The sequence below is a fragment of the Mycoplana sp. 10N416 genome, assembly GCF_056394765.1.
Genome location: NZ_JBFTIM010000030.1, coordinates 1 through 17890, shown reverse-complemented (window position 1 = coordinate 17890; position 17890 = coordinate 1). Strand labels below are relative to the sequence as shown.

Here is a 17890-nt window from a genome sequence, read left to right as displayed (position 1 = left end):
GCCTCGACGGGAAGCATGACGCCCGATCCCCAAAACCGCGAGCCATCCTTGCGATGGTGCCAGCGCTCGTTGGCCGCCCGACCGTCGTGAAGTGCGGACCACATTTCGCGTTCTGGAACATTCGCCGCGCGATCCTCCGCGCTAAAGAAAATTTCGCCCGACCTGCCCAGAATTTCACTCTCACGATACCCCAGCAGCCGTTCGGCGCCGCTGTTCCAACTTGTRATTCGTCCGGCGTCGTCGAGCGTGATGATCGCATATTCGTTGGCGCTATCGAGGATAACCTGCAGCCTCTCCTTGCTCCGGCGAAGGAGTTCTTCGGCGCGTTGGTGGGCTTCCTGAGCACGTCTGCTTTCAATGCTGAACCCGAGCTGGCGAGCGATTGTAAGTGATAGGATTGCCTCGTCCTCGGTGAAAACATGCGGCTGTTCGCGATAGGTCATGAATTTTCCAATGACGCGTCCATTGGCGGTCAACGGAATGAAGGCCAGTGCGTGAATACCTTCGGCCTTTATCGTTTGCTTGAGAGCTTCCGGTTCATCCGAGGCTTCAATCTCACCAATGAAAATCGGAACGGCTTCACAGTCGCCTGGCTTCCAGGGCGAATGTCCGTCGACAGCCTCGCGATACGCTTCTGAAAGGCCGCGCCAGGCGACAAAGCGCATCACACCCGCCTGATCGAAGAGCAGAATCGAGGCGCGCTCGCAGCGCAAAGCCGTGCGGATGGCGTCGAACGTCGCGTTGTACACGTCCGCCAATGAATTTGCCCTGTAGAGGGCGTCGGTGAACTGAAAAAGGGCCCCCAGTTCGTCCGCCTTCCTGCTCCTCAGCCGAGAGTCACGAAGATATTCCGTCATGCCCACCTCCGCTGCGACAGAGCGTCCAACGCCACCCGATTCTCAACTCCGCGTCGGATTTCATTAGCCGGGTCGAGGTCCCGCACAATATTGTCGGCGTGTGCGCCGTCAGACGCAGTCACTCCTGCTTCCAAGCGACGGCTGGCCAAAAACCACTGGGGCCGCGCCCCGGTGCGCTGAAGGGGTCGCTCGATTAAGCGCTCCGCGGCAGAGCCGAACGGCCCTCTCGCACAAGCGAGCCTGGAGACTCCCGCTCGGTTTTCAGAGCATTGACCTCCTCACGCCGTAATAGTCGTCGATACCGCGGCTGTATTCGGGATTTGACCAGTCAGGATTGGTGCCATCGTCATAGGAAGGCGCACCCTCCAGATCGTCCTTATTGAGGTCGACGATATAGCCGCCTTGGCTTTCATCGTACTCCAGGATGCTCCAGGGCAGCGGATGGTAGCTTTCGCCCATCCCCAAAAAGCCGCCAAACGACATGACGGCGTAAGCGACCTTGCCTGACCGCTTGTCGAGCATGACGTCGTAAACCGATCCAAGGGACTCCCCTTGACGGTTGTAGACATTGGTGCCCTCGACTTTACTGGCGGCGATCAAGGCTCCGGTCTCGTTCGTTGCAACGCCGCCCGTGCCAGAGGCATCATAATCAGTCATGGAAGTCTCCTTTCGCTCCGTCACCATTGTTTATGGATCGCTAATAAACGAGCGCCTGCGAAGGTGGTTCCATTGTCCTGCAACAGACATGAATTCGAGTTGCTGATATATTGGCCGATAAGTCCCAAGGGTCCCAAACTGCATGGCATGGTGTCAGGAGGAAGAGGGGGGGTGCAACCGAAGAACATCTACCACATCGCCAAATGCTCGCCGCGCTCATCATGCTCGCAGAGGAGGATGCGAAAGAGAGTTCGCGGTCGCCATACTGGTCTATCAAGGCCATGCAGGCGAACTGGACGTACTGATCCTCGCCACCAAGGCTGCGGAGAACGCTTTGTGGGCGTCGAGCGGCTGGAGGAGAAGGAACTCCGTCGTCTCAGCAGAGCGCTGTACCAACGGGCGGGTCAGATGGCGCACGCCGAGGACTAGACGAGCTTAGGGAGAGAAAGCAGCGAACGAGATCAACGGCAACCGACGCGAGCGCCTTGGCCCGGCAAATGCGCACAGAACGGAGCGAATCATGATTGATGAACGTGAGGATGAAATACGCCGCAGAGCTTATTCGATCTGGGAAAGCGAGGGGCGCCCCGATGGTCACCACGAGCGCCACTGGTTGCAAGCGACCAAAGAGGTAGACGCCGCCACCGAAAAGGGCGCGGGTGAGGCTCAGAAGCCCATCGACCCCGCACTCATGCCAATAGGGGATCCTGCTGGCGCAGCGTAAAACGACCCCTCCTCATGGGCGCTCGGAACCGCGTGCGTGACGGCCACAGTTCCCTGGGGGAGCCAGGTCAGTACGTGAGAGCGGCAATAACAATGCACAGAGGGACGCCGACTGACATGATTGTGGCCGCTATGATCGCGGCCGTCCTGAGAATGCGCGTGCGTTTTGCGCGCTGGGCGTTCCATTCGTATGCCATGGTTCCTCCCCGTCGTCGGCCACAGCGAACAAACCATGAGTCGAGTGCAACTCTCCAGCGCGAGCGTTTTCTAATCGCTTTAGTATCGCATGCTTGTGGATACTAGATTGCACCCGCCCTCATGAGCGTATCCTAACGAAAGGACATGTCTCGTATAAAGCACCGATCCTTTGCGCTGGCGGATGGCATCCTCCAGTCAGGATCGCCGATAACGTCCATGTGTCAACCCATTAGCGCGAAAAACAGGGGTAGCATCAAGTCCCCGGCCGCCGCATTATTCGGACGCATACTGCGACAGTAACCTCCGCCCGAAACGTCCGCGCGGCTGTTCGGCTCACCGCGCCAACCCTTGAGCCATCTCCAGGTGGTGCTGCAGGGCCGGAAGCGTATTTGACGCTTATGCTTTGAGATCCGGATTGTCACCGCCTTCGGCATAGCGCTTGAACAGATCGACGGCGTCTTCATGCGCGTCAACCTGGTCCTCCTGGTACTGCTTGGTAAAACCGTCGCCCTTGCCGTCGATCACGTCACCTAGAAGTTCCCCGACGCGTGCATTGCCGACACTGCAAAAGGTCCCGATGAAGGCGAGTGTCGCAAAAAAGCGCTGCAGATCCACTGCGAGACATGGGCCGCTTCCGATGCTGCCATGGCTAGTCCAATGAAAGATAGGTGGTTGCCACGGCATTTGAAGAAGTCGACCTGCGCCAAGAGGCGGACCCAAGCCAGTGCCCGTCCCGCAAGGGACATGTCGTTCATGCCGCACCTGTGACACAGGGAACTCGCTGCGCTGCTAGCTGTTTACGCAGCGGAGGAGATGCCGATGCGCGCACAGATATCCCAGAAGTGGTCGAAAGCCGTTCTCGTGGAGATCGAGTTTGAAGAGGAGTTTGCGGTCCTCCAGATCGACAACACCCGCGAGGCCGCAGAATGCCTTATGGAGCTTTGGCCCACGTTGGATGGTGTTGCGTTCCACCGGGCCCTCGTTGTTTGCGCAACTGCCCTGGAGGGCGGCGCTGACGATCGCGGCGCTCGTGAAGCCTTCAGGGCAGCGGCGGAAGAGGCCGATATCCTCGTTCCGATCCATTGATTCTGCTGAGGAGCGAGGCGAATGGACCCGAGGTACTGGACCAAAAGTGTAGAGTTGGAGTTGGGAGGCCCGGCCCAGGTCGAAATTGTGCGGAGCACGCACCAGGCGGCGACCGTCCTCTCGCATTGGCCGCCTGGCAAACAAGGTGAGGCCTACAAAGAAGCCAAGCGAGTCTGCCGGGCTGTTCTGAAAGATGAAGCGCCTTCACAAATGGCCCGCGATGCCTTCATTCGCGCCGCTGAGGAAGCGGGAATCCTCATACGGAAGAAGTGAGGTGCAGATGAGTTTTGATTGGGCACGGGATCAGCCGCAGCTCCTGCCAGGAGGACAGTTCACCGGTGCGGCGCTGGCGCAGGCGAAGGCAACAATCCAATCGTTTGCTGAGAACGGTGCAGTTAGCTAACACCTGAGGAGGCAAAGCCAACGGCATTGAAAGCATGAATTTTTATGTCTGACTGCAGGTGAATCAAGCCTGTGCGCTCACAAGATAACCGTCGTCGACCCGATCCGACGCCATTGGGCCATGGATTTCGCAGCGAACTCCGGCAGGATCATAGCGTATTTCCACGCTTCCCTGGAGTTGGCCGGACGAAAGACCTTCAATCAGGCGCGATCCAAAGCCTTTGCGAAGCGGAGGCGCGACGGCCGGCCCTCCCGACTCTTTCCAGCAGAGGCGGAACTGAGTGGCGTCCGAGGCCTCAGTCATCCACGTGACACTTACGCGGCCGGATTGGACGGACAACGCACCATGCTTTGCCGCATTGGTCGCAAGCTCATGCAGAATGAGGGCGACGGCCACGACCGCCTGCGGGGGCAGGTTCAGATCAGGCCCATCGATGTCGAAGTGACTGCCGGAATAGGGCGACAAGGCTTCACGGACAACCCTGGCGAGGCTGGCGCTTTGCCAGTCTCCATGGGTAAGAACGTCATGGGCCCTTCCGAGGTTTTGGATGCGGGCATCGAAGGTCGCCTTCGCCAGTTCCAGCTCCGTCGCGGGGCCAAACGTCTGACCTGCGATCGCGAGGACGGTCGCCAGTACGTTTTTGACGCGGTGGTTCAGTTCGGCAACGAGGACGCCCTGGATCCGCTCGGCCTCCTTGCGTGCCGTGATATCCCGCGCGATCTTGGATGCACCAACAATGCGGCCATCGCGCCCAACGATCGGAGAGACCGAAAGCGACACGTCCACGAGACGTCCGCTCTTATGCCGCCTGACCGTCTCATGAGGTTCCACGCGATCGCCGGCCCTGATACGCTCGATGATGCGCGTCTCTTCGTCAAGGCGGTCGCCTGGAATGAGAATCGTGAGCGACCGTCCCATGACCTCTTCGGCCGTATAGCCATAAAGGTGCTCGGCACCGTCATTCCAGTCGGTGACCACCATGTCGAGGTCGATACCGAGAATCGCATCTTCTGACGAGGAGATGATTGACGCCAGGCGTTGCAAATCCGCTTCGTATCCGATCCGGTCCGTCGTTTCGTTGACCACGCAAAGCACGGCGACGATACGTGCGGCTTCGTCGGCAATGGGCGAGTATGAGATATCGAAGTATACCGTCTCCGGTCCTTCGCCCCTTTCTATATAGAAGGGCCGGTCCTTGGCGACGACGGTTTCGCCGGTCTCCATCACCTGCCGCAGAAGAGGCTCGAGGTCGTCCCAGAGTTCACCCCAATGCTCTCTCGCGGGCCTGCCAAGCGCAGCCGGATGCTTCGTACCGATGGTTGGCGCGTAGGCATCATTATAAATCGCGACAAACTCGGGGCCGCAAAACATGACGATCTGGGCGAGCGAGGGAAGGGCAATGTCGACGGCGCACCGCAAATGGACAGGCCAAGCCGACATCGGTCCAAGACTGGTTCCAGCCCAATCATAACCGCGGATTAGCGCAGCCATTTCTCCCGACCGAACAGGCGCAGCAGCATAATCGAGCATAGAGCCTCCTGTGAGACTCCTATTTTTGCGGGCGCTGGTGCGGCGAGTCAATTGCGATTACAGGGCAAGAACCACCATTGCGCTCGAGGGTGCCAGCTTGAGCGCGCCCAACTGCAACCGCTCCGCTTAACTCGCTCTTATGCGGCGTCTCGGCTCCATGTAGATATCGGCTTCCTTAGCGGCGCGCACGAAAGCCTCCCGCGCCACCTCCCTCGGCGCTCCATGGCGCAGGACTGCGTGGCACATCCTAACGGCATGGAGATGCGCTTCGCCTGGGGCGGCTGGCCACTCGCTCAAGCATTCGGCGGCTTGCAAGGTGCTGCGCACCTTCCGCCATCGATTTGGGGGCACTCTGAGGTGAACGCAACTGCTCCAATAACGAGGGTCCATGGCAATCCTCCGCCCCAAAGAGCACCGCCGGCGACGGGAGGTCGCCGACGTGCTCTGTCCAAGTTTGGAGTTTGGGCCTGGCAAAAACCCATCATGAAACACGATGTTCCCAGAATTCAGCAGCATGCTGAACCTAGATGCAACCGCCTCGATTCAGTAACGGGCCGGCACCAGCTTTTGACGTGTAGCGGCTCCGGGAGTACTCTACTTGCGCCTGCCGGGGCGGGCCCGCTGATCGGTCATCGGGTTTGGGATCCTGGATCGCGCTTGCCCCGACAGGCACGAGAAGCGGCCAATGACACACTCAGCAAGGAACTTGGTGGCGCGCCTATCGCAGCAGCGGGCCGGCGGCCCCCCAACCTCCTGCGGCCGTCAAAGTGTCACGATCAGTAGCAGCACAAACAGCAGCGCGGCGGCAAAGATCGACAGCTCTACAAATCCATCGTCAAACATCGCGGCATCCTCCAGCCAGGACGGCAGATAACGCGCAGTGGTCGCGCATTCCCGCGGCGGCTACGCGTGAACCCGATCTATCAGGAGGCGGGATCGGTCGGGCTGACAGAAGAGTCCGGCGCTAGGATGTTCGCATCTCGGCATGCGCCCATAAAGGCATATCGAGCTTCTTCTAGCGTCTTGGGTCTACGAAGCGCATCAATGCATGCTCGCCTGGCTTGACTAAGGTGCTCATCGTCCCCCTTCGGCCATATCTTTGCGAACGCGGCAAGAGCGTCATCCGGGCCCTGTATGGCAATTATCGTACCGCTGGGCGTTGTGATGCAAACCGGCGATTTCCAGTGGCCTGCGTTCATGACGCGGCGCCTCCTAAACGCGGGAAGGATGAAACCGAGCCCACTGCTTGAGCGTGGGCGGTGTGCGAATGGGCTCATCCGGGTTTTCGTCTGGGTTGGGCAACGGCTCTTCATCCGGCAAGCGTTTGGGTGGTGGTTCCGATACCGGCGGCGGATCACTGAACGGCGGCACCGGTGGGTCTGGATCATGCCCAGGTGGCACGGGAATGCTCATGGCAGAAACTCCTTCTGCCGAAATCAACTCCGACGGAGCGGCGTTGTTCCTGTGTCTTCTCTACTAATGCGAAAGAGGGCAGGGGGGACTTTGGAACATAATAGGACGGCAAATGTTTGAGGCTCGTCCTGCGGATGGCCAGCTTTGTGACAGGAGACCCACTCCGCAGGATGCGTCGGTGGCACGGCTGAAACGTGCCCCGGCGGTTTGATGCGGCCCTCCACTACCCCTCAAATTTCAGGGGTCCCGTGGTACTATACCTGGATGATGAAGGAGGATCACCTCGATCGGTTAGACATCTGGCGCCATGCTGCGATCACAGCAGGGATTCCGCCAACTTGTCGTTCTGATCCGTTCGGCTATATCGCAATCATGCGCAGCCTCGAGTTACTCGCGAGCACCAACCTGGAAGCATCCGCTGAGTGGCCGTACATGCCGGCAACAAAAAAGGCCGGGTTTCTCCGACCTTCCGTATCACCCGCTGCCGGTACATCCGTGGTCAACGTGTGAAGATTGTGCCTGAGTAACAGATGATCGTGTCGATTGCGTGACGGGCAATCCGCTGCAGTTCGGGTGCCGGGGCGATGCGCATACGGAAAGGTGTCCACCGCGCCGATAATTTAATCGACTCCCGCAAGGTTCCGGTCATGAAGCGGCGAAGCACCGGACTTCATGCTCGAGTGGGCCTTTTAAAGGCATCAGCTTCGCTGTGACGTATCCTGCCCTGACGAGCATTTCTCGCATAATACGGATGTCGCTCGACCTAAAATCGACGTGCTGGATATTGGAGGACATCCAACACAACTTTGTGCTTCAGCAAGCAACCCATAAAGAGACGATGCGATCAGGGGATAAGCGTTCGACTCGCGGCTGACGACAGGATGACGGCTTTGACCTTGGCGCGCTTGCCATGAGGCAAATGCGGTTCAAGCCCGCTCTTCAATGACGGTTGCCGTTCGCGCTGGGCAAGGCGGAATGGGATGGAACAACAGGTAAGACTTCTTCGCAAAAATCGTATTCAAGTGCGATCATAGGTGAAGGATGTCAGCAGTGTTGTAACGAAATTACTCGCCTTGTCCTTGACAAGCACTTCCGTCCATTCATCTGTCCCGCGCAAACGCAGATCGGTGTAAATGCTGTCTACTGCGGCCTCTTCAATGCGTTTGATGTTGGCCAAAAAGGTGGCCTCTCCCTCCCCGTGATACATGTCGCGGATGACCATTCGCAGTATTTCCTGCATCGCGATCTGCCACGCTGTGTTGATCGCTTGGAGTTCACCGGTATGCTCTGCCATGACAGGTTCCTTTCGGTGTGACGGGTCTTTGGAGGCGGAATATGCCGCGCTTTTGGCTTCGGGCTGAAACAAAGCGCTAGTGACCGCGTCTGCCGCATCAGGCCACGTCCTCGCAGAAAGCGCCCTGATGGCCCGTTGCCCCAAGGCCACTTGAACAAGGTCATGAGTTCGCCACCCGTGCCCGAAAGCTGGGCGCTAAGCTCGTCTGGCCTTACGGTTCGCATAGCGCCGATCGCGCTCCGCCTTTCGAGCGGCCTCGTCTTCGAGCACCAGTGCTATGCGATTTCTTTCCGCTGTCTCGCGCGCTTCGGTTTCCGCTCGCGCCGCAGCATCGGCGGCTGTCTGGTGCTCCTCGGCCTCGGCTGCTCGGCGGTCGGCTTCGCTGCGCTTCACCCGTTCGCGTTCTACGCGCCGCTCTTCCCTGGCAGCAGCTACAGTCATCCGTTCCGCTTGCCTCGCCAATCTCGCCGGCTCGCCGGCAGTTCTCGCGTTGTGGTAAGCGTTCAAGAGAGCAGTTTTTGCCGCCGCGGCGGCAGTCCGACGATCGGAATGGTCGGTGTTTCTGGCGTTTTTCAAATCTTCTTCCTCAAATGGTGTCGCAACAATTCAGGCTCTCTTGGCCCGCTTAGCGAGTAGAGAGGCCGCCGCGGCCTCACGGTCCTTTGACTCTTTTGCGAGGCGGGCTTCGCGAAGCCGAAGCGTCTTGGCCTCGCGAGCCTGAACGAGGGAATCAAGTTCTTCAGCGGCGTTGTTGCGACCAAAAAACTGCGATTGAGCATCGGCGAAGGCAATCTCCGCCTGCTGCCGAGATTTGCTGTGTGTTTGTGACATGGTTCTTTCCGGATTGGGACGTCGCCGAGTCCCGCGGCAACAAAAAAGGCCAGGCAAGCTGCCTGACCTCGCTGGTATCATGCTCTCGACAGTGCCAGTACATCCGTGGTCAACGGAGAGCGGATACCGGTATGATTTAGGCGGCCTGCAGGTTGCAAGCCGACATCTTGCCCGACTTGTTGTCGCGCTCGAGGTCGTAGCCGATCTTCTGGCCTTCTACGAGGTCGCGCATTCCGGCGCGCTCGACAGCAGAGATGTGGACGAACGCGTCAGCGCCGCCGTTGTCAGGCTGGATAAAGCCGAAGCCCTTGGTGGAATTGAACCATTTAACTGTACCTGTGGTCATGATGAACCCTTTCATAGCAATAGAAGGACCACAACGCTTACAGCGCTGCGGAATATGATAGCGATTTTTGAAAGAAAGGTTCGTTCAGGGCGCGTTGCCAGATGCGCGATAACCAAAGCTAAGCAAGCAAATATCGACATTCGGTATATAGGCTGTCCCGATCGGAGTGTCAACTTTTAGTTTTCGCTCGGTCAATGAACCTCAATATTTGGTTGCAATTTCACGGACTTCTTACAATCGAGCCGCCTGTACTTCCTAAAGCGGATTTAGTGTGGCCCTTGGCGAACCTAGTCCTAACTCGCCGGAACAGGCCTCAGACCGCCAGTTGCCGTGCGCCGCGTCTGTAATCGAGCATTGGGGTCAAGTTTGCCTGTGGTGTCCAATTCCACGGAAGCAATTGCTCCAGCTTGCTAACCGGCGTGTCCGCGATGTTGGCGAGGACGTGGGCAAGCCAGGGCCGGAAGGATGAAACCGAGAAGCCGGCGCCCACTTTCGAGCGTGGGCGGTGTGCGAATGGGCTCATCCGGGTTTTCGTCTGGGTTGGGCAACGGCTCTTCATCCGGCAAGCGTTTGGGTGGTGGTTCCGATACCGGCGGTGGATCACTGAACGGCGGCACCGGTGGGTCTGGATCATGCCCAGGTGGCACGGGAATGCTCATGGCAGAAACGCCTTCTGCCGAAATCAACTCCCGCGGAGCGGCGTTGTTCCTGTCTTCTCTACTATGCGAAAGAGGGCGGGGGGGACTTTGGAACATAGTAGGACGGCAAATGTTTGAGGCTCGTCCTGCGGATGGCCAGCTTTGTGACAAGAGACCCACTCCGCAGGATGCGTCGGTGGCACGGCTGAAACGTGCCCGGCGGTTTGATGCGGCCCTCCACTACCCCCCGCAAATTTCAGGGGTCCTGTGGTACTATGCCTGGTGAAGGAGGATCACCTCGATCGGTTAGACATCTGGCGCCATGCTGCGATCACAGCAGGGATTCCGCCAACTTCTCGTTCTGATCCGTTCGGCTATATCGCAATCATGCGCAGCCTCGAGCTACTCGCGAGCACCGACCTGGAAGCATCCGCTGAGTGGCCGTACATGCCGGCAACAAAAAAGACCGGGTTTCCCCGACCTTCTATTCTGGGTACTCCACCCACTCGCATTTTCTTCGCTCCCCCATCGTCATGAGAGAGGTTAGTACTGCCGTCGTCCATAAGCGGATGGATGAGCCGGTTTCTCACGTCGGGGGTCTCGACAGGTATGTCGGAGTTGAGGGAGGACGTGACGAAATGAAGCCGGTCACCGAGGGCGTCAAACGCTGGAAGCTGATGGTTATCGGTGCCCTCGGCGTCATCGGCATCGGCGGAATGGCGCTGGGTGTCACTTTTGCCGATGCCATCCGCCGGATCGGTGTCGTGCTCGTTGGCAAGAGCCGATCCGGCTCGGACGAAAAAGCCCGGCGTGTGCGGTACGCCGGGCAAGCACACTTGGGGAAGTGGCGGAGGGGGCCGCCACCAGCCAATTGTACGTCTTCCTCGCTTACGGGAGCGATAGCCAAATGTCTCTACACACTTCTTGGGGTTGGACTCGGGCAAAAGCCCCGAGTTGCTGAGTGGTGGCGGGATTCCTCGTCACCGCCAGTCGATCAACTGCACCGCTCTAATGACCATGCTCATCCGCAGTCACGCGAGCGGCCGCTTCAGCCGCGAATTTTTGGCGGTGTCCAGGGTCTACAGAATGAAATCGTCATTGGTCAGATTGATGATCTGCTTGAGGTCCGCGTCAATCTTAGAGATGTCGAGCCTGTCCTCGCCGCGGACGAAGTCGGTGACGATGTCGCGTTTTCCTCCGCCGGACAATGGGTTGAAGCCACCATTGTTGACGAAGCCGGCGTTCCCGACGGTCGAGGAGCGACGCAAACAGCGGCACAAGTATCTCGTGCGTCGGAACATCGCGAGGTTCCCCAGATGGGGTGGAGGTGCGTTGTGATCAGCCTTCGCCTCCTAGTAGCTGAGAGCGACAATCACGATGGCCGTCCGAAGCCCGGCTGAGACGAGGCTGGCCGTGATCATCGTGGCCAGCCGCCAGAGTTGATCGCGATTCGCCCGCGTCTCATTCCACTGATAGATGCCGTGGCGAGGGCGGCGTTCATTGGAGGGGCAACCGTAGTTGCGTGCCCTTGCGCAGAACGTAAACCGGCGGCGGAGCTTCGGTCTGCTTCTGCATTTCCTGCCGGCGAGCATGGATGCGTTCGCGCAACGCACGGGAGGCGGCGACTTCCGCGAGGGCTTTGGCGATGACTGTATCGGTGTTGCTCATAATAAGAACTCCGTTTTGTTCCCTATATGTTCTCATTCCGAGTGCAAGGAGTCAAGGCTGCGAGATCGCATCACGGCCAAACTCACACATGCAAAGGAAAATAAATCGATCGCCTTCTTCGTTCTACTTTTACTGCATAGAGCGAGGAAAGTGCATGCTACGAGTAGTTGTCTTGATGTTGGCGTCGTGCCTGACGTTCGTTTTGCCGACAGAAGCCAAGGAACTGGCGCGCCGCCCTTTCTTGGGCATTGCGATGAAGACCGAGACCGGCTCGAGTGGGCCGTCAGTTCTTGTGGATCGTGTGATCGAAAATTCGAGTGCGGCTGCCGCCGACTTGAGGCCTGACGATGTGGTAGTCTCGATCGACGGCAAGAAAATCAGCGCGCAGGAAGACGTGATTGCGGCGATAAAGCCCAAACGCGCTGGCTATGTTCTCAACATCGACCTGTTGCGTGACGGGAATCCGATTTCAAAAAACGTCCCCTTGATTGGTCTGCCACAAGAGACGTCGAGCGACTTCGAGACGATATATGAGGCTGTGGCAGTAGACGGCACCATGCGGCGTACGATCACGACGCGTCCGCCAAAGACGGCAAACCATCCTGCGATTTTGTTCGTTGGGGGCATCGGCTGTTACAGCATGGAGTCGCCGCTCGATGACCAGGAAGGCTACCGCCAGTTGCTTTCCTCGCTGACGCGACAGGGCTTTGTTACGATGCGGGTCGAGAAAAGCGGGATGGGCGACAGTGAGGGGCCGCCGTGTGCGACGGTCGATCTTGATGCGGAAACAGGTGGATACATCGCCGGCCTGAACGAATTGAAGCGCAAGCCATATGTCGACCCTGACGCGGTCTTTATCGTCGGCCACAGCATTGGAGGCATCGTTGGTCCTCTCGTAGCAAAACAAGTCCCAGTCAGAGGAATTGTCGCAATGGAGACCGTCGGGACGACATGGTTCGAATACGAGTTGATCAACCGCAGACGCCAATTGCGACTTGCCGGAACTGCACCCGAGGTGCTGGGACGTCAGATGCAACTCAAGCAATGGTGCATGCATCGGCTCTTGATCGAGCGGCAAGCGAGGGAAGAAATCCTCCGGTTGCGTCCTCAATGCGAAGAGGAAATGCAAATCCCCACTGCTGATGGCTATCTACAGCAGATCGCCGCGCTGGACTTGCCAGCTCTATGGGCGAGCTTGAAGGTCGACACACTACTCGTCTACGGCAGTGCAGACTATCTCACCAGCGCGGATGAGCATGTTGCGATTGCCGAGGTGGTCAATGCGGCGAGGTCAAATTCCGCATCCTTCATCGAGATCCCCGACCTTGACCACTATATGACGCGCGTCGCAAGCCAGCGGGAGAGCTTTGACCGGAACCGCTCTGAACGTGCGGCAACCTTTCATGACGGCTTAGGGCCGACGATCGGAGCCTGGCTGCGGGACCGTCTGGGGTGAGTTGTTGGACGATAACAAGGTCGGATGGCTAGGGCGGGCTACTCCTGCGACTCCAGAAGCCGCAATCCGCCATCGTTGATCCTTGTTCCTAGCGACTCTAGCCTCAGTTCGACCGCGATCTCTTCCGCCTTAGGTGGAACTTGGTCGACAAGGCCAAGGGACTCCAGGCGCTCAGCCACCACCGTCGGGACGACATGAATGCGACCATCCGCTATTCGCTCTAGCCATCGGATTTCTTCCAGGCTGAGATCTTCGAGCGTGTCAGCCATTTGTGCCTCCCGTTGTTCAACGAACAACGGGCGAGCGGTGTGACGGGTTCCAGGCGACAGGGCTGGGGAGCAAGTAAGGGCGCACCTGAGCTAAACGCCAGGCCGGCCGGAGGATGGAATTGCGTGGGTCAGGCTGTCAAAGCCAGTTTTTGCCTCCCGATCGTGGAGACTTGAGTCCTTCGCAGCGAAGGCGATAGGGGCCCCCCTCGAAAGGGCAATCTCCAGTGAAGACGCTTCAGGAGACTTGACTATGGCGGGTGCATTTGGCCCTATGCCCGGTTTGCGAGTGGGGGAGAACGATGCATCTGGCAATTGCTTTGGTCGTCTTTTTGATGCCTTTTTCAGTTGATTTGCCGAGCGATGGGTATGTGATGACGGTTGGCAAGTGCAACTATTGTGGATGCCGGGGCGGGCCCGGTTGGCGCATTAAAAAGACAGGCCAGTGCGCCAGCAAAAAGAACCTCGCCAAACAGTGCGGCATGCCTCCGAGCGAACGTTTATGCACAAGGGAAAGTTGATCCTGGTCGGCGCGTCGCTGCTCGCATGCGTCGGCTCCGCTCTTGCTGTAGAGCCGATCATGGTCGCGCCACGGTCATCGACGGACACGATCGAGATCGCTGGCGAGCGGATCAGATTCAATGGGATCGATGCCCCTGAGAGTTGGCAGGTGTGCGAGGACGCCGCCGGCAATCCGTATCGATGCGGTCAACATGCGGCCACGGCCCTTGAGAAATTCCTTGCAGCGTCACGTCCGACGCGATGCGAGTACGTCGAGCGCGATCGATACCGCCGTTTTGTCGGCAATTGCTACCGACGCGACGGTGAGAGCGTGAACCGCTGGCTCGTCATTGAGGGCCATCCAGTCGATTGGAAGCGGTACAGTCAAGTCAAAGCTCCCGCTCCCCATCTACTTGCCCTGTGGCCTCTTACGTCAACGACTTCTGCCATCAGCCACGGTGCCCGTGGGTATTAGGCAAACCCGACCGGAGAGGCTGTTGGGGCCTTCTTCGAAAATATTCTGATAGTCCGGAACATTTCGAGCATGACCATGTTTTAGCATTCGCTTGTCAGCGCAGCGGCTTCTTTTGCTAGACAAGCAGGTTGGCGATGAAGGGGGCCTTCGTGAGAAGTGGTAATCTCATGGAGGCCCTTCCGATCCGCCACGAAAAATTTCTGAACGTAGGAACATCTCGACCGCACCAATGTTTAGCGATTGCTTGCATTGCACAGGGCGGCTTCCCCTCGTTGGGCCGCCAACGCAGGCCCTCTTGTCAGCCAAAGAAAATTTTTGCTCGTCCGGAACCTCTCGACCCGAGCCATGTTTTAGCGATTGCTTGTCCTGCACACTCAAGGGCGTCGGTTCCCCCAACCAACCTCGCCCGCCCAACAGGCAAGTAGATTGCGCATACGGGGCCTTCGTGAGGCAGTGAGCACGGAGGCCCTTCGCGCCTGTCCGCCAATTCGTGGCGTCGGAACATTTTCAACGGCAACGTGTTTGTGGCTCGCTTGAGCGTCACCCGAGCGGCTTGCGACGATTTCAAATGGACGCGCGAATATGCCATCGGCTGATCGTTCAGGAGTGGCTGGAGAGCGGCTGTCTGTCGATCCACGCCCGGATGCTTGTTTTGGCAATCGCTTGTACTGAGAATCCAGAGTTCCTGCGGCTTAACCGGGCTTATCTCCAGTCCTCTTTTCGATAACTGGCTGCAAAGCCTCTGCAATGCAGTCATCAAGCAAGGCCCGCAGGTTTTGGGCGCCAAGGACAGACATCCTCAAGCGGGTAGAGACCTCAGCGATACCGGGATTGTCGTATTCGTTGATGCTGGATCCGAGGGAAAGGTAGACGACACCGCTGGCGTATCTGGCCTCGGTCACCAGATCGACAAACCGCACTCCGTCGCTCCTGTCGACAATCTCCAACTGCTCGCTCCCTACGAAAAGAACCTTCGCGGATCCGATGACCGTTTCGTCGTTGGTACTCATAAACTCGATCTCCAAAACGTAAACTTCGATCGAGTGTTAAACGTTCACCGGTGCCGCAGTGTTTCCAAGTTCATGCTCTCGGTGCCGTTGAAGGCTGGCCTGCGATCCTGTTTCAAAACATTTCCTGGGCCGGCCGCTGGGAACGCAACCCCCTAGGGAGGAATAATGTTTCGATGACTGACTATACGAACGATGTGGCGGCAAACAACCTGATTGCCGCCAGTAAAGTCGAGAGCACCAATGTCTATAACCGCCAAGGAGAGTCCCTGGGTTGCGTCATGCTCGATAAGAATCAGGACGGTTGCGTACGCTGTCATGTCATTGGCGGCTTTCTTGGGATGGGGCAGTGCGTCTATGGTTGATAGGTAGCCATATCAGCGGCAATCCGACGCCGCGAGCCGCCCGAACCTTTGGTGCTGGAGGGCATTGTTTAGTCGTGCCGGCGCTTCCATGTGTCCAGTTCAAAGCGCCGGCTGGCTTAGCACGCGTGGAGACATTATGTTTCGTCGGCGCCAGACTCCTGGTTCTCTTGAGCTTCCGGGGCGCCAGCATCTATGGATGGTTTTGCCGCAGACTGCCCCCCTTGGAGGGGAATCCGGCGCGAACGCTCCTGTTTTTCACTTTTCGGAATCGTCACAGTGAGGAGACCGTTCTCGAAGCGAGCCTCAACCCTTTCAGGATCGGTGGCAAAGGGAAGCCGCAAAGATCGTTGGAATTCGCCGAACGTCCGCTCGATCGCGTGAAAATTCTCTTTCTCCTCGGATTTTTCGATGCGCTTCTCACCTCGAACCGTCAGAATATCGTCATCGAGACTAATGTTGATGTCCTCTTCAGCGACCCCTGGCAACTCCACAGTCAGCTTGAAGGCATTCTCGGTTTCGGAGACATTCATGCGCGCGTCGATAAAGCGGCTACTCTGTCCGGCCGTATCGCGCGACAAATCGCCTTGAAACGCGTCGTCGAAAAGCCGGTTAATGTCGCGATAGAGGCTGAGGACCGGAGAAAAACCAAAGCCTCGGTAAGGTGACAAATGTCTTGCCATCACAAACCTCCATTCTTCCCGCAGCGACCAGCTGCTCGCCACTAACTATCTGGAAGGAGACTGGTTCCCAGTCGGCTAGACAAAATGTGGACGTGCTCCACGGGTTCAGCCGGAGCGGGGATGCGCCGCCTTTTCAAGGACTTCCGGCCCTTGAAGTTCTCGGACGCATTTCCAATATTTAAGTCCTCCCGATTTCATCCGGTCCGTATGAGAAAGGAGATCAAATATGCGCACTCCGGATATGCCCTGGTTGGTTCCTCTCGACGTTCGCATGCAGAATGGCATCCAGCGTATCTTCACCGGCCCTTATGAGGCGCTCGATTTCCTGGAGAACGAATGGCCGATGCGCCGAGGCCAAAAGTATGAGAGGGCGGTGCGTCTCTGCCGGGGAGCACTCAACCGTACCACTCCCCCTGCAGTTGCCCGCGAAGCCTTTGTATCGGCCTGTCTTGAGGCTGGAATGCCCATATCCGCAACGCTTCAGCACGTATTCAAATCCCCCGGCGGGCAGCGATCTGCCCGGTAGGCCGGCAAGCTGGAGATGAAGACGATGGTTTCAAAGGGGAAATTCGTCATCGACATGGATTCGACCGAACGCGTTCTGACCAGGCCAGCTAGCGACGGATTTGCTACCAGTGAAGAGTTGGCGATGCTGCAGAGCGTACTCGAAGAGGCTTGCAAAGCTCGAAAAATAAAGCGGCCTTCGGCTGACGCTGAAGCGCTCGCACAATTCCTGCTCGATATGTTCCGGATTGGCGCGCGGGACCAAGGCAGCTTGCGACGACTCTTGCCGTGGGAAAACATTCGATGAAGAGACAACTGGTCGGGTGGTGGTGATCAACCCGCTCGGCGCGGGCAATTGGTTGGATGGTGGTAGCAAGACGCAAAAGGTTGAGCGGTGCTCGGGGAACGCCGCTCAATTGAGATTAGTACCCACACTCGTGTGCCGATTTCATCCCATGTTCGGCGTCCGCCTTCGTCTTGAAGGCTTGGCCTACCTGCATCTCAGTCTTGCCATCCGGCTTGTGCTCCGAGATGCTGCACTTTCCACCGGCCTTGTGCTGCACATAGTATTGGGTCGCGGCGAAGGTTTGGCCTGCACTGAGGATCATACAAGCTGCCAACACAATCCTGAACATGACGCTCTCCTTACGTGGCATCGGAACTGATCGGGTGGAGGTGATCAACCCCCCTTTGCCGCGGGCGCGGGGTGGCTCGAAGTACCGGGAGGCCAGAGCAAGCAGCACCGGCAAGCTCGCCGGCTCCTGCCCTTGGCCGACCGTCGCCTTCCCCTTACAGGATGAAGTCTGTCTTGCTCATAGCTAGGCTGAGATCGAGCACCATCGAAAAGTCGGCCTTTCCATCGCCGTTGACGTCGCCGTGGATGTAGGTGTCGCCGCGTTTGATCTCGTAGCGCAGTTCGCCGGCCTTCTTGTGGAAGGCCTCAGTGCCGATGAAGGTGAAGGCCTGGTCGCCGCCGGTCTTCGTGCTGGCGT

The 17890-nt window shown here is 58.1% G+C and carries 22 protein-coding genes and 4 pseudogenes; 9 read left to right on the top strand and 17 right to left on the bottom strand.

The genetic code is table 11. The features are described from left to right. Both AC1DDS_RS25275 and AC1DDS_RS25270 read right to left on the bottom strand, forming a co-directional pair. The coding region (locus tag AC1DDS_RS25275; RefSeq protein ID WP_477481363.1) for a PAS domain S-box protein at positions 1-857 on the bottom strand (857 nt) is incomplete at its 3' end. A gap of 261 nt (positions 858-1118) precedes the next feature. Continuing rightward, positions 1119-1514, bottom strand: coding sequence for a PRC-barrel domain-containing protein (locus tag AC1DDS_RS25270; protein ID WP_477481362.1), 396 nt, complete (start codon positions 1512-1514; stop codon positions 1119-1121). Positions 1515-2034: 520 nt separating this feature from the next. Between AC1DDS_RS25270 and AC1DDS_RS25265 the strand changes: the two genes are divergently transcribed. Then, positions 2035-2238 (top strand): DUF2934 domain-containing protein, encoded by a 204-nt coding sequence (locus AC1DDS_RS25265; RefSeq protein ID WP_477481361.1) that lies wholly within the window; start codon positions 2035-2037, stop codon positions 2236-2238. A 596-nt stretch (positions 2239-2834) separates the two neighbouring features. Here AC1DDS_RS25265 and AC1DDS_RS25260 read toward each other — a convergent pair. Then, positions 2835-2948 (bottom strand): annotated as a pseudogene (locus AC1DDS_RS25260) (DUF4142 domain-containing protein); the annotation flags it as partial. Positions 2949-3254: 306 nt separating this feature from the next. On the opposite strand from AC1DDS_RS25260, the gene AC1DDS_RS25255 reads away from it, so the two are divergent. Both AC1DDS_RS25255 and AC1DDS_RS25250 read left to right on the top strand, forming a co-directional pair. Continuing rightward, on the top strand, positions 3255-3521 hold the full coding sequence (locus tag AC1DDS_RS25255; protein WP_477481360.1) for a DUF982 domain-containing protein: 267 nt from the start codon (positions 3255-3257) through the stop codon (positions 3519-3521). Between the two features lie 21 nt (positions 3522-3542). Continuing rightward, positions 3543-3794 carry a DUF982 domain-containing protein gene (locus tag AC1DDS_RS25250; RefSeq protein WP_477481359.1) on the top strand — a complete coding sequence of 84 codons (252 nt, stop codon included), beginning with the start codon at positions 3543-3545 and terminating at the stop codon, positions 3792-3794. A 193-nt stretch (positions 3795-3987) separates the two neighbouring features. Here AC1DDS_RS25250 and AC1DDS_RS25245 read toward each other — a convergent pair whose 3' ends face one another. The 8 genes and pseudogenes from AC1DDS_RS25245 to AC1DDS_RS25210 form a co-directional block, all read right to left on the bottom strand. Then, the gene (locus AC1DDS_RS25245; RefSeq protein WP_477481358.1) at positions 3988-5415 is read right to left on the bottom strand and encodes a sensor histidine kinase; all 1428 of its coding nucleotides are present in this window, start codon (positions 5413-5415) and stop codon (positions 3988-3990) included. A gap of 165 nt (positions 5416-5580) precedes the next feature. Further along, entirely contained in the window at positions 5581-5844 is a 264-nt protein-coding gene (locus AC1DDS_RS25240; RefSeq protein ID WP_477481357.1) for a DUF982 domain-containing protein, read from the bottom strand. A 533-nt stretch (positions 5845-6377) separates the two neighbouring features. Beyond that, positions 6378-6653: a DUF982 domain-containing protein gene (locus tag AC1DDS_RS25235; protein ID WP_477481356.1), complete on the bottom strand. Its 276-nt coding sequence runs from the start codon at positions 6651-6653 to the stop codon at positions 6378-6380. A 1232-nt stretch (positions 6654-7885) separates the two neighbouring features. Then, positions 7886-8161: a hypothetical protein gene (locus tag AC1DDS_RS25230; RefSeq protein ID WP_477481355.1), complete on the bottom strand. Its 276-nt coding sequence runs from the start codon at positions 8159-8161 to the stop codon at positions 7886-7888. Positions 8162-8356: 195 nt separating this feature from the next. Further along, a complete protein-coding gene (locus AC1DDS_RS25225) occupies positions 8357-8737 on the bottom strand; it encodes a DUF6481 family protein (RefSeq protein ID WP_477481354.1) in 381 nt (126 codons plus the stop codon). A gap of 30 nt (positions 8738-8767) precedes the next feature. Further along, positions 8768-8992 carry a hypothetical protein gene (locus AC1DDS_RS25220; RefSeq protein ID WP_477481353.1) on the bottom strand — a complete coding sequence of 75 codons (225 nt, stop codon included), beginning with the start codon at positions 8990-8992 and terminating at the stop codon, positions 8768-8770. A 136-nt stretch (positions 8993-9128) separates the two neighbouring features. Continuing rightward, the gene (locus tag AC1DDS_RS25215; protein WP_108004451.1) at positions 9129-9338 is read right to left on the bottom strand and encodes a cold-shock protein; all 210 of its coding nucleotides are present in this window, start codon (positions 9336-9338) and stop codon (positions 9129-9131) included. A gap of 313 nt (positions 9339-9651) precedes the next feature. Continuing rightward, a pseudogene (locus AC1DDS_RS25210) lies at positions 9652-9792 on the bottom strand (transposase domain-containing protein); the annotation flags it as partial. Positions 9793-10509: 717 nt separating this feature from the next. Here AC1DDS_RS25210 and AC1DDS_RS25205 point away from each other — a divergent pair. Further along, positions 10510-11376, top strand: coding sequence for a DUF1515 family protein (locus AC1DDS_RS25205; RefSeq protein WP_477481364.1), 867 nt, complete (start codon positions 10510-10512; stop codon positions 11374-11376). A gap of 97 nt (positions 11377-11473) precedes the next feature. On the opposite strand, the gene AC1DDS_RS25200 is transcribed toward AC1DDS_RS25205, so the two are convergent. Continuing rightward, positions 11474-11644 (bottom strand): hypothetical protein, encoded by a 171-nt coding sequence (locus tag AC1DDS_RS25200; RefSeq protein ID WP_310422831.1) that lies wholly within the window; start codon positions 11642-11644, stop codon positions 11474-11476. A gap of 154 nt (positions 11645-11798) precedes the next feature. On the opposite strand from AC1DDS_RS25200, the gene AC1DDS_RS25195 reads away from it, so the two are divergent. After that, complete coding sequence (locus tag AC1DDS_RS25195) at positions 11799-13100, top strand: alpha/beta hydrolase family protein (RefSeq protein WP_477481352.1); 1302 nt, start codon at positions 11799-11801, stop codon at positions 13098-13100. A 38-nt stretch (positions 13101-13138) separates the two neighbouring features. On the opposite strand, the gene AC1DDS_RS25190 is transcribed toward AC1DDS_RS25195, so the two are convergent. Then, positions 13139-13369 (bottom strand): hypothetical protein, encoded by a 231-nt coding sequence (locus tag AC1DDS_RS25190; RefSeq protein ID WP_477481351.1) that lies wholly within the window; start codon positions 13367-13369, stop codon positions 13139-13141. Positions 13370-13889: 520 nt separating this feature from the next. Between AC1DDS_RS25190 and AC1DDS_RS25185 the strand changes: the two are divergent. Next, a pseudogene (locus tag AC1DDS_RS25185) lies at positions 13890-14252 on the top strand (thermonuclease family protein); the annotation flags it as partial. A 782-nt stretch (positions 14253-15034) separates the two neighbouring features. Here the strand turns inward: AC1DDS_RS25185 and AC1DDS_RS25180 are convergent. Then, entirely contained in the window at positions 15035-15352 is a 318-nt protein-coding gene (locus tag AC1DDS_RS25180; protein ID WP_477481350.1) for a hypothetical protein, read from the bottom strand. A 173-nt stretch (positions 15353-15525) separates the two neighbouring features. Here AC1DDS_RS25180 and AC1DDS_RS25175 point away from each other — a divergent pair, with 173 nt between their 5' ends. Continuing rightward, positions 15526-15714, top strand: coding sequence for a hypothetical protein (locus AC1DDS_RS25175; RefSeq protein ID WP_477481349.1), 189 nt, complete (start codon positions 15526-15528; stop codon positions 15712-15714). Positions 15715-15848: 134 nt separating this feature from the next. Here the strand turns inward: AC1DDS_RS25175 and AC1DDS_RS25170 are convergent, their stop codons facing one another. Further along, complete coding sequence (locus AC1DDS_RS25170; protein ID WP_477481348.1) at positions 15849-16394, bottom strand: Hsp20/alpha crystallin family protein; 546 nt, start codon at positions 16392-16394, stop codon at positions 15849-15851. A 226-nt stretch (positions 16395-16620) separates the two neighbouring features. Between AC1DDS_RS25170 and AC1DDS_RS25165 the strand changes: the two genes are divergently transcribed. Both AC1DDS_RS25165 and AC1DDS_RS25160 read left to right on the top strand, forming a co-directional pair. After that, a complete protein-coding gene (locus tag AC1DDS_RS25165) occupies positions 16621-16920 on the top strand; it encodes a DUF982 domain-containing protein (protein WP_477481347.1) in 300 nt (99 codons plus the stop codon). Positions 16921-16935: 15 nt separating this feature from the next. Continuing rightward, positions 16936-17205: a hypothetical protein gene (locus tag AC1DDS_RS25160; protein WP_477481346.1), complete on the top strand. Its 270-nt coding sequence runs from the start codon at positions 16936-16938 to the stop codon at positions 17203-17205. A 115-nt stretch (positions 17206-17320) separates the two neighbouring features. Here the strand turns inward: AC1DDS_RS25160 and AC1DDS_RS25155 are convergent, their stop codons facing one another. Further along, positions 17321-17533, bottom strand: a complete 213-nt coding sequence (locus AC1DDS_RS25155; RefSeq protein WP_477481345.1) for a hypothetical protein — start codon at positions 17531-17533, stop codon at positions 17321-17323. A gap of 154 nt (positions 17534-17687) precedes the next feature. Then, positions 17688-17890 (bottom strand): annotated as a pseudogene (locus AC1DDS_RS25150) (protease); the annotation flags it as partial.